7 protein-coding genes are annotated in these 10,922 nt (G+C 66.1%); 2 read left to right on the plus strand and 5 right to left on the minus strand.

From position 1 onward, the window contains the following. Positions 1 to 166 precede the first annotated feature (166 nt). From BDIM_RS13160 to BDIM_RS13180, 5 genes are all read right to left on the minus strand, one after another. Positions 167 to 1,426: a dicarboxylate/amino acid:cation symporter gene (locus BDIM_RS13160; RefSeq protein ID WP_040346163.1), complete on the minus strand. Its 1,260-nt coding sequence runs from the start codon at positions 1,424 to 1,426 to the stop codon at positions 167 to 169. 61 nt (positions 1,427 to 1,487) lie between these two features. Beyond that, positions 1,488 to 2,417, minus strand: a complete 930-nt coding sequence (locus BDIM_RS13165) for a DUF6999 family protein (protein WP_003166096.1) — start codon at positions 2,415 to 2,417, stop codon at positions 1,488 to 1,490. Next, positions 2,414 to 3,154: an iron-containing redox enzyme family protein gene (locus BDIM_RS13170; RefSeq protein WP_088491638.1), complete on the minus strand. Its 741-nt coding sequence runs from the start codon at positions 3,152 to 3,154 to the stop codon at positions 2,414 to 2,416. Before BDIM_RS13170 ends, BDIM_RS13165 begins: the two co-directional genes overlap by 4 nt. Next, a complete protein-coding gene (locus BDIM_RS13175) occupies positions 3,094 to 4,230 on the minus strand; it encodes a StlD/DarB family beta-ketosynthase (RefSeq protein ID WP_003166098.1) in 1,137 nt (378 codons plus the stop codon). Before BDIM_RS13175 ends, BDIM_RS13170 begins: the two co-directional genes overlap by 61 nt. Positions 4,231 to 4,350: 120 nt before the next feature. Further along, positions 4,351 to 7,350, minus strand: coding sequence for a TonB-dependent receptor plug domain-containing protein (locus BDIM_RS13180; RefSeq protein WP_003166099.1), 3,000 nt, complete (start codon positions 7,348 to 7,350; stop codon positions 4,351 to 4,353). Between the two features lie 396 nt (positions 7,351 to 7,746). On the opposite strand from BDIM_RS13180, the gene uvrB reads away from it, so the two are divergent. Together uvrB and BDIM_RS18115 are read left to right on the plus strand one after the other, a co-directional pair. Beyond that, the gene (gene uvrB / locus BDIM_RS13185) at positions 7,747 to 10,062 is read left to right on the plus strand and encodes an excinuclease ABC subunit UvrB (protein WP_003166101.1); all 2,316 of its coding nucleotides are present in this window, start codon (positions 7,747 to 7,749) and stop codon (positions 10,060 to 10,062) included. 168 nt (positions 10,063 to 10,230) lie between these two features. Next, entirely contained in the window at positions 10,231 to 10,581 is a 351-nt protein-coding gene (locus BDIM_RS18115) for an endonuclease domain-containing protein (protein WP_003166102.1), read from the plus strand. Positions 10,582 to 10,922: the final 341 nt, after the last annotated feature.

Here is a 10,922-nt window from a genome sequence, read left to right on the forward strand (position 1 = left end):
CGCCGCCTGCTGGGCCTGGGCGGGCGCCGCTGCGCCGCACGTCATGGCTGCGACCGTCGCCATCGCGGCGGCCGCGCGCAGAATCGTCTTGCTCATGGTCGCTTCCCTTACGCCCCGTGGGGAAGCTTGGCCTCGGCGCGCCCGCCTCGTCAACCGACGTTCAGTCTTAAGTTTCGACCTCTCCGCCCTGGACGATGCGGACCACGGCCAGGTCGGCGGTGACGTTGCCCAAGGTGCGGAAGATGTCAGGCACGACCTCGACCGCCAGCAGCAGGGGCAGCAGCTCCAGCGGCACGCCCATGGCGATGCAGATCGGGGCGATGGAGGCGAAGAAGCTGGCCTGACCCGGCAGGCCCACCGTGCCGATCGAGATCAGCACCGCCGTCAGCATGGCGGCCAGCAACTGCCCCGCCGAAGGCTCCAGCCCGAACAGATGGGCGCAATAGATGGCCACGCCCAGATTGGCGACCGGGCTGGTGATGCGGAACACCGCCACCGCCAGCGGCAGGACCAGCCCCGCCGTCGACCGCTTGACGCCCAGTTCGTCGACCGCCCGCTCGACCATGACCGGCAGGCTGGCCAGCGACGACTGGGTCGAGAAGGCCACCACCTGCGCCGGCGCCGCCGCCCGCGCGAACCGGCCCAGGCTCACCCGCCCGAAGATGACCGCCAGCGGATAGAAGATCAGGCCGATGCCGATGCAGGCGAGCGAGATCAGCGCCACATAGTGCAGCAGAACCCCCGCCGCGCTGGCCCCCGCCGTCAGCCCCACTCCGATCGACAGGGCGAAGACGCCCAGCGGCGCCGCCTTCAGCACCCAGCGGACGATGACGATCATCGTCTCGCCCACCGCCTCGAAGAAGGTGATCAGCGGAACCCGCAGCCGCTCCGGCAGGCCCGACGCCGCAAAGCCGAAGAAGACGGCGAACACCACCATGCCCAGGATGGCGTCCTCGGCCGCCGCGCGGATCGGGTTGGACGGGGCGATGGTCTTGACGAATTCGCTGAACGGCGCGCCCGCGCCCACGCCCTCAGCGCCTTCCGGCTTGATCGCCAGCAACAGGCGCGCGCCTTCCGGGTCGATCGGCCACAGGGCGTGCAGCCCATAGGCCGCCGCGACGGCGTAGACGGTCGCGAAGACGATCAGCCCGCCGAACCACGACACCGCCTTCAGCGCCAGCCGCCCGGTCCGCGCCGCATCGGCGATGGAGGCGATGCCCGTCACCAGCAGGCTGAACACCAGCGGGATGATCGTCATCCGCAGCGCATTCAGCCACAGCTGGCCCAGCGCCTGGATGAAGTCCGCCGTCACATGACCGCCCGGCAAGCCCCAGGCCTGCGCCGCCGCCCCGGCCAGCAGGCCCAGCACAAGCGACAGCAGCACCATCGTGCTGAGAGAGGTCAGAAAAGAGCGCGCCGATTTCATACCGGCCACGCTAGCAGCCGCCGCGCCGCGCGCCAGCGGAAAACACCGTAGGCTCCGCGCCCTACTTCGGCGCGCCCGAGTTGGCCGGGTCCAGCGGCAGGCCCGCCGCCTGACGCGCCTTCATCACCCGCAGCCAGCCGTGCATGGCCTCTGAATCCAGCCCGTGCATCATCAGCCGATAGCCCGCCTGCAGCGTCGACAGCGCCACCAGCGGATGGCCGTTCTTGACGAAGGCCATGTGGTAGCTCGTGCCCAGGATGCGGGCGATATAGATGGCCATAACCTCATCCAGCTGCAGCGAACTGGACGCCCGCACGAAGTCGTCGCGCGGCAGCATCAGGGCGTAAATCGGGGTGTAGAACTCCACCGCCGTCTGCACGTCGACGAAGTTGTGCCATTTGCGCGGAAACTCCTCGAACGGCGGGAATTCGTCCGAGATCATGGAGAAGTCGATCCGCTCGGGCGGCGTCAGCTCCCGCCCCTCGGCGCGCAGGGCGGCGTTCATCTCGATGACGAAGTTGAAGATGTTCAGGTCGTGCTGAAGGAACAGGTCCGGCTCGATGTCCTTCAACCGCGTCGGCGTCAGCGGCCACTTCGTCACCTTGTCGCCCACGCCCGCGTTCTCGCGCACGAAGGCCGTCAGCTCCGATCCGACGTGGAAGTGGCGCAGGATCACCCGATTGCCCTCGGGCGTCACAAAGGTCCGCAGCCCCCAGTGGATGGTCTTGTGCAGCAGGCCGTTCAGGTTCGGGTATTTGGGCGAAATGACCCGCAGCACCTTCACCAGACAGAAGAACAGGAACACCAACGGCCGCGCCACCGGGAACAGCCAGCGCCGCGACCGCGACCGCGCCCCCAGCAACAGATCGCGCTTGGCTCCGTCGTCGATCGGCAGGCTGTGGTCCAGATACAGCGCCATCCACGGATCAGGATCCTTGGGATCGAACCGCGCGGGGTCGAACGGATCCTCCCCCGGCTTGTAGTACCTCACGCCGCGATCTCCTCGATCTGCAGGGCGTAGAGGCGGGCCGTGACTTTGGCGGTCGTGACGATGCGTTCGGCGATGAAGGGATCGGGCAGCACCATGCCCAGCATCTCCTCGAACTCCTTCATATGCTCGGCGTCGTTGTCGCCGTGATAGAGCAGGAAGCGCACCGCCTCGTCGGGCAGTTCCAGCCGCTCCTGCACCTTCAGACCCCACGGCCGCGCCTTGATCGAGCCCAGCCCCTCGATAATGAACATGGCGCCCAGCAGGCCGAACGGATCGGGCTTGGACGCCTCATGGAACATCCAGGCTGACAGGGCCTCGGACCCCACGTTCTTCGGCGCCGACTGGATGTCCTCCAGCGCCCCGCCCGCCACCACAAAGTCGGCCTCCAGCAGGCGGAAATCCCGATGCTCCGTCACCGCATGGCGCATCAGGGTCGAGCGCAGCTCTAGATGGTTCTCGCCGATGTTGGACGCCGCCCGGCTCATCCACAGCGCCCCGTCCTTCACCTGCTGGCGCAGATTGATCAGGAAGGCATGATAGTCGGCGACCTCGAACCGCCCCCGCGTCAGCTTGCGGATCAGCGGCGTCGCCTCCAGCCGCTGCTCGAAATCGGCGAAGACCACCGCCAGCTTCCGTAGGGTGTCGGCGACCGCCGCCTCGGCCAGTTGCTCCGCCATCACACAATCTCCAGCATCATGAAGCCGATCATCGCCCGCCCGCTCTCGGGCACGATGCACAGCACCCTGTCTCCGCGCCTTCCGCGTCCCGACTTCAGGAAGGCGTCCAGCATGACCCAGATCGAGGCCGAGCCGACATTGCCGCTGTCGGCCAACGTCGTGAACCACTTCTCTTCCGGGATCATCGCGGCGGTGCTTTCCAGCAGGCCGACGATCTCCTGACGCAGCGACCGCGCCGAGTAGTGACACAGCAGATGGTCGACCTGATCCGGGACGATCCGCCCGTCATCGACCTTCTCCAGCCAGACGCCGATCCAGGCGCGGATGACGATCTTCAGCAGGTCGAAGTCCTGCAACAGGGCCACCGCCCCCGCCGCATGGGCCGCCGCCGGTCCGGCGTGGCTCCAGGCGCTGGTCATGTCGGCCCGCGCTTCGGGCGTCGATCCGGCCCACATGCAAGGATCGAAGCGCCCGGCCAGGGAGGTCATGTCGATCCACTCGACCTTCAGGCTCAGGCCGTCGGGTTTCGGCCTCGGCTCCATCACCACGGCGCCCGCCCCGTCCGACAGGGTGAAACGCAGGAAGTCCGCCTCGATCCTCGCCCGGCCCTTCTCGTCCACCAGCGCCGTGCCCTCATAGAAGGCCGGCCGGAACCAGCGGGAGGAGAACTCGCCGGCACAGGCGGCGGCTGCGTCCGCCTCGCCCGCGCGCACGCTCAGCCACGCCCCCTTGGCCGCCATCAGGGCGCTGGCGCAGACCGACTGATAGCTGAACGCCTCAAGCGGTCCCGCGCCCAGTTCCGCCTGAACCGCGCTGGCGTGGCCGGGCACCAGATAGTCGCCCTGCGTCGCCGCCGCGCCGAGATGCTGCAGATCCCCGAGGCTCAGCCCCGCCCCATCCAGCGCCGCCCGCACGGCGTCCGCGCACATGGAGGCGTTGGAATGCAGCGGCTCGCCCTCGGCGTTCAGGGCGTAATGCCGCCCCTCGATCCCGTTCCAGCGCAGGGCGCGGCGCCCGACGGCGGAGGCCCGCCCGCCGATGCGGCCGATGAAGTCCTCCATCCGATCATTGCCGATCCGCTCGCCGGGCAGAACGGCGCCGGTCCCGGTGATGAAGACGTCGCGAAGCTCACTCATGGTTGCGGACCTTGGCGACCCGCCCTGCTTCGCACAACCCGGAAACTGCCGTTTCAAAAGCAGAAAGGGCGGCGAACCGAAGTCCGCCGCCCTCTCCTCAACCTGAAATCAGGTCAGATCTTAGAAGGACTTCGTGAGGTTCACGAAGGCCGTCCGGCCCAGGTAGTCGTAACCCGAGTACAGCGGGGCGTTGCCGACCCGGTTGTTATAGCCCGACGAAATCGTCGGCGGGTCTTCGTTCAGCAGGTTGCGAACGCCGGCCGTGACCGTCCAGCCTTCGCCCGTGTACTGGACCGAGGCGTTGTGCAGGTAGTAGTCATCGACTTCCAGATCGTACTGGCTAGCAGCCGGATCCTTGATACGACGGTAGCCGTAGTCGTCCATGCCCTGAACCCACTCGACGCCATAACGCACGCGCCACTTGTCCCAAGCATAAGACAGGTCAGCCGTGCCGGTGAACTCTGGGTTGTTCAACCGCCCCTTATACTCCTGCAGAGGATCTTCGGCGAACAGCTTGCTCGAGATCTCCGTGTATTGAGTAACAGCAAGATTGAACAGAACCGATCCCGGACCGACGTCTTTGCGATAACGCGCAGTGTAGTCCAAGCCCTTGACAATGTCGGTCGCCAGGTTGACGTAGCCGTTCTCGACCGTCAGGCGCTTGTCTCCGGCGTCGCGCGACACGAGCGAGCAGAAGCCCACGTCAGCCGCGAACTCAGCCGGGGTCGAGTTGTAGCAACGCTCCAGAATGTTGGCGGCGCCGTATTGGGCCACGCCGTTCTTCACTTCGATCTCGTAGTAGTCGACAGCGAAAGCGAAGTCGCCCCAGCCTTCCGGCAGGGTCGGACGCAGAACCAGACCGACGGTCAGGTTGGTCGAGGTTTCGGCCTCAAGACCGGCTTCGGCGCCGCCCTTGGTGATGACTGCGACGCTCGACTTCTGCTGGAAGTCAGCCGACACGCCATCAGCCGCGCAGTTGGCGATCAGGGTCGGCGTAGCCGAGTCCGGATCAACTTCGCTGCAGGGGTCGAAACCAGCGGCCTGGAAGCCCGAGGTCGCGCCTACGAACTGCTCGAACAGCGCCGGAGCGCGATACGAGGTGCCGTAGGTAGCGCGGAACGTCAGCATGTCGATCGGCTGATAGACCAGACCCACCTTGTAGGTCGTGTCGTCGCCGTAGGAGTCATAGTCCGTGTAGCGGAACGAAGCGTTCAGCGTCAGTTCCTTGGCGAACGGCTGATCACGCAGCAGCGGCGCTTCGATTTCGCCGAAGACTTCCCACACCGAGTCCGAACCGCGGGTAATGGCCGAGGTCGAGTAGTTGTAGGTGTTGCCCAGCTGCGAATCGAGACCCGGCGTGTCGTCGATCTCCGCATCACGCCATTCGGCGCCGAAGAAGCCCATGACCTTGCCGGCCGGCAGGTCGAACAGCGGACCGTCGATGCCGAGGCTGACGATCTTCTCTTCATACTCCGTCACGCCCTTGACCGGACGGAAGACGTAGTCGGTCCAGGCCTTCGGCAGCACGCCGCCGATGACTTGCGAGCTCAGCTTCGGTGCGGCGACGCACCCGGGGTTCGACGCCAGTTCACGGCACTGGAAACCGCCAGCGCCATTCGGAACGACATCCAGGCTTTCAATCAGGCGGTTCGTCAGGAACTGCTGGCTGGTGTATTCCGAACGCGACTTGGAGTAGCTGGCCGCCAGGTCATAGCGCCATTCCGGGATGAAGAAGTCACCCTTGATGCCGACGACGTTGCGGTTGAAACGCTGCTCTTGCGTCGACGTGTCGTTGCCGAAGCCGATGAAGGCGCGAACGCCGATGTCGGCGCCCTTATTCAGGCCCTGATCGCCCGAGAAGGTGCTGAAGGACAGGTCCGAGGGGATCAGCGGGCTGCCCTTGGCGTAGTCAAGCGCCAGCTGACGGTAGCCCGTCTGCGACGACTTGCGCTGGTTCAGCAGGAATTCGCCATAGACTTCGGCGTTGCCCAGGGCGTTCAGCTGGTAGCCGCCTTCGCCGTAGATGGTGGTGATCTCGACCGGCGAGATCAGCGAACGGTTCAGCATGCGGTCGTCAAAGGTGTCGCGCACGTTGACGTTTACGCCCGTACCGCCGACGCCTTCATAGCCGGCCATGTCGCCGGTCACGCCCGAGTTCGGACGGAAGCGGTTGAACAGGACGTTGGGGGCGCCTGCGGCAGGGGTGCCCGCCACGCCGTTGAAGACACGGTTGCCGTCATCGTCCAGCCCGCCGTCGACGCCGACGCCGATCGTGTTGATCGACGAACCGTTCGAGCCGGTGCTCGTGATCGGGTAGCACTTGGACTCGCCGGTCAGCGGGTCGATGAAGTCGCGACCGAGGCGACGGCCGTCGGTCTGGCAGCGCGTGAATTCACGGTCGCGCAGGGTCAACTCGTCGCGCTCATAGCGCTCGATCGAGCCGGCGGCGCGCCAGCGGTCGCCACGGGCGCCGGCCGTCAGCGACAGACGGGTCGAGCCGCCGGCGCCGTTGGCTTCCAGCGGCTCGTTGCGCTGGGCTTCGAAGACCAGGCCTTCGAAATTCTTACGGGTCTGGATGTTGACCACGCCGGCCACGGCGTCCGAACCGTAGACCGACGAAGCGCCGTCCCGCAGGACTTCGACGCGGTCGATCATGGCGGTCGGCAGCACGTTCAGGTCGGCCGAGCCGACCGAGCCGCGCGAACCGGCGGGCGAGACGCGACGGCCGTTCAGCAGCACCAGGGTGCGGCTCGGGCCCATGCCACGCAGACCGATGGTGTTGGCGCCGGGGCCGCCGTTGGTGACGTAGCCGCCGTAAGAGTTATTGATCTGGGCGGAACCGCCCGTGACGGCCGTGCTCTGCAGAGCTTCCGTCGTCGAGGCGAAGCCTTGCAGCGTCGCTTCTTCGCGCGTCACAACCTGCGTGGGCGAAGGCGCGTTATAGTTGTCGCGACGGATACGCGAGCCGACGACGACGATTTCGTCGACCTGGGTCGCTTCCTGGTCAGTATTCGAAGCGCTTTGAGCAAGCGCCGTCCCCGGAATAAGCATGGCCATCGACAGTGCGGCGGCCCCAGCCGCCATCGTCGTGCCCAGCAGGTAGTCTTTACGAGTGCGCATAAGCCTCTGTGTACCTGTTAATCGTTACTGAACATCACGTCGTTCTGTGAGCGACGCTGAAAACCAATGTTCGTCATTACGCTTCTTGGCTGCTGCAATGGCTATGGCTGGGCCGTCACAGCATCAACCAATTTCTTTCAAAAAATCATTGTTAGGGGAAATTATGAGGCATTTTTGACGCGCAAAGGCCGAGTTCGGACCGTTATTTCGTCCATTTCGGACACATTGTGCTCAAATATGTCCTTAATACGTCGAATTCGCCCCACTTGCGGCGACATGCAAGCGTGACTGTGGCGCATGTAAGTTCAACCTGTGGTGGCGCACTGGCGGATTCTGGCCCCGCCCCGCCCCCGCCGGGCCTAGCGCCTTGCACACGCGCGCATTACCTTGATGTTCATGGCCCGTTCTCCCGCGAAACCGACCAAGCCCGTTCACACGCCCAATCCGGGCCTCAGCGAGGCGCCCGTCGTCTTCGACCACGGTCGCGCGCCCGCCTTCGCGCCAGTGAACGGCCCGCGCCTGACGCCCGAGGAGGCGCCCGCCGCCCCCGCCGACTGGGTTCCTCACCGCCCCGACCGCCCGACCAACAAGAAGCGCGTCCCTTTCCGGCTGGAGACCAAGTACCAGCCCGCCGGCGACCAGCCGTCGGCCATCGCAGAGCTTGTGGCCCAGGCGGCCGAGGGCGACCGCGAGCAGGTGCTGCTGGGCGTCACCGGCTCGGGCAAGACCTTCACCATGGCCAAGGTGATCGAACAGACCCAGCGCCCGGCCCTGATCCTGGCCCACAACAAGACGCTGGCGGCCCAGCTCTATTCCGAGTTCAAGGCCTTCTTCCCCGACAACGCCGTCGAGTATTTCGTCAGCTACTACGACTACTACCAGCCCGAGGCCTACGTCCCGCGCACCGACACCTACATCGAGAAGGACAGCTCGATTAACGAGCAGATCGACCGGATGCGCCACGCCGCCACCCGCGCGATCCTGGAGCGGGACGACGTCATCGTCGTCGCCTCGGTCAGCTGCATCTACGGCATCGGCTCGGTCGAGACCTATACCGCCATGACCTTCAACCTGAAGGTCGGCGACCAGATCGACGAGGCCAAGCTGCGCGCCGACCTGATCGCCCTGCAGTACAAGCGCAATGACCTGCATTTCGAGCGCGGCATGTTCCGCAAGCGCGGCGACACGCTGGAGATCTTCCCCGTCCACCTTGAAGACCGCGCTTGGCGCATCAGCCTGTTCGGCGACGAGATCGAGGCCATCGACGAGTTCGACCCCCTGACCGGCAAGAAGACCAATGCGCTGGACGAGGTCACCGTCTACGCCGCCAGCCACTACGTCACCCCGCGCCCGACGCTCAACCAGGCCGTCAACGGCATCAAGGCCGAGCTGAAGGAGACGCTCGACTGGATGGTCGAGAACGGCAAGCTGCTGGAGGCCCAACGCCTCGAACAACGCACCCGCTTCGATCTGGAGATGATGGAGGCCACCGGCTCCTGCGCCGGCATCGAGAACTACAGCCGCTGGCTGACCGGCCGCGCGCCGGGCGAGCCGCCGCCGACCTTCTTCGAATACATCCCCGACAACGCCCTGCTGTTCGTCGACGAGAGCCACGTCACCGTCGGCCAGATCGGCGCCATGTTCCGCGGCGACTACCGTCGCAAGTCGACCCTGGCCGAATACGGCTTCCGCCTCCCCTCCGCCATCGACAACCGCCCGCTGAAGTTCGAGGAATGGGACGCCATGCGGCCCCAGACCGTCTTCGTCTCGGCCACCCCCGGCGCTTGGGAGCTGGACAAGACCGGCGGCGTCTTCACCGAACAGGTCATCCGCCCCACCGGCCTGATCGACCCCCCGGTCGAGATCCGCCCCGTCTCCGGCGCCACCCGCAACCAGGTCGACGACGTCATCGACGAGGTGAAGGCCACCGCCCGCGCCGGCTACCGCTCCCTGGTCACCACCCTGACCAAGAAGATGGCCGAAGACCTGACCGAATACATGCACGAACAGGGGGTGCGCGTCCGCTACATGCACTCCGACGTCGACACCCTGGAGCGGATCGAGATCCTGCGCGACCTGCGCCTCGGTTCATTCGACGTGCTGATCGGCATCAACCTGCTGCGCGAGGGCCTCGACATTCCCGAGTGCGGCCTGGTCGCCATCCTCGACGCCGACAAGGAGGGCTTCCTGCGCTCCGAGACCTCCCTGATCCAGACCATCGGCCGCGCCGCGCGCAACGTCGACGGCCGCGTCATCCTCTACGCCGACCGCATGACCGGCTCGATGGAGCGCGCCATCGCCGAGACCGACCGCCGCCGCGAGAAGCAGCAGGCCTACAACCTCGAACACGGCATCACGCCCGAGACGGTCAAGCGCGACATCAAGGAGATCCTCGAAAGCCCCTATGAGTCCCGCGACCTGGACCGCCTGACCCGCCCCGGCGTCGCCGAAGAGGCCAAGCCCTTCGTCGGCTCCAACTTCCAGGCCGCCCTCAAGGATCTGGAAGGCCGCATGCGCGACGCCGCCGCCAACCTCGAGTTCGAGGAAGCCGCCCGCCTGCGCGACGAGATCAAGAAGATGAAACTCCTCGACCTCGAGTTCGCCAACGAAGCCCTGACGGGCGCGGGGGAAGAGGTCGACAGGTCAGCCCCCAAACGCTGGCGGAAAGAGGCGGCGGCCGAAAAGGCGGAGGCGTTCAGAAAGGGGCGGTAAACCTTCCCTTCTCCCCTTGCGGGAGAAGGTGGCGGCCGAAGGCCGACGGATGAGGGGTCTCGCTGCGGGTGGATTTCGCAACCTTCATCACCGTCCAGAAACCCCTCATCCGACCTCGCTCCGCTCGGCCACCTTCTCCCGCAAGGGGAGAAGGAATAACGTTGTCCTATGAACGACTGGCTGCACTCTCGCGCCAAGGCGATGCGTCGCGAACCCGCCCTCTATGAGCGGCGGCTGTGGGCCATTCTGCGGGACCGGCGGCTGGAGGGTCTGAAATTCCGGCGACAGGTCGTGATCGGGCGCTATGTCGCCGATTTCGTCTGTCTGCGTCATCGCCTGGTCGTCGAGGCCGACGGCCCGCACCACGACGACCGCGCCGAGGACGCCGCCCGCGACGACTTCCTGCGCGGAGAAGGCTTCCGCGTGCTGCGCTTTCCCAACCCGCAGATCGAGAACCGCCCCCACGAGGTGCTGACGGCGATCATCGCCGCGACAAACGCCAAGCTGACGCGCGACTGATCCTTCTCCCCTTGCGGGAGAAGGTGGCCGAGCGGAGCGAGGTCGGATGAGGGGTCGCGCTGTGATTGGCCGATCGCCTTCGTCCTCGGGTGAGAAACCCCTCATCCGTCGGCCTTCGGCCGCCACCTTCTCCCGCAAGGGGAGAAGGACGAACCCGCCAACCTCTCCGCTCCAACCCCAGCAATTTTCCGCCTTTCCCTCTCCGCCATCCCCTTTCCGCCCGCCCTGCCTCGCCGCCATGCCACCCTGCCCTCGTTCCGTCGCATGGAGGGCTCGTGAGGCCTGCGACCTTGCGGGCGGCGGGAGCGGATGGAGCGGGGTTCTTGTCGGACCGTGCGGCG

Source organism: Brevundimonas diminuta ATCC 11568 (assembly GCF_000204035.1).
Classification (GTDB): domain Bacteria; phylum Pseudomonadota; class Alphaproteobacteria; order Caulobacterales; family Caulobacteraceae; genus Brevundimonas; species Brevundimonas diminuta.

Coding starts and splice junctions, on each gene's coding strand:
- BDIM_RS13160 (WP_040346163.1), bottom strand. CDS start 1,426: ATGAAATCGGCGCGCTCTTTTCTGACCTCTCTCAGCACGATGGTGCTG.
- BDIM_RS13175 (WP_003166098.1), bottom strand. CDS start 4,230: ATGAGTGAGCTTCGCGACGTCTTCATCACCGGGACCGGCGCCGTTCTG.
- BDIM_RS13180 (WP_003166099.1), bottom strand. CDS start 7,350: ATGCGCACTCGTAAAGACTACCTGCTGGGCACGACGATGGCGGCTGGG.
- uvrB (WP_003166101.1), top strand. CDS start 7,747: ATGGCCCGTTCTCCCGCGAAACCGACCAAGCCCGTTCACACGCCCAAT.
- BDIM_RS18115 (WP_003166102.1), top strand. CDS start 10,231: ATGAACGACTGGCTGCACTCTCGCGCCAAGGCGATGCGTCGCGAACCC.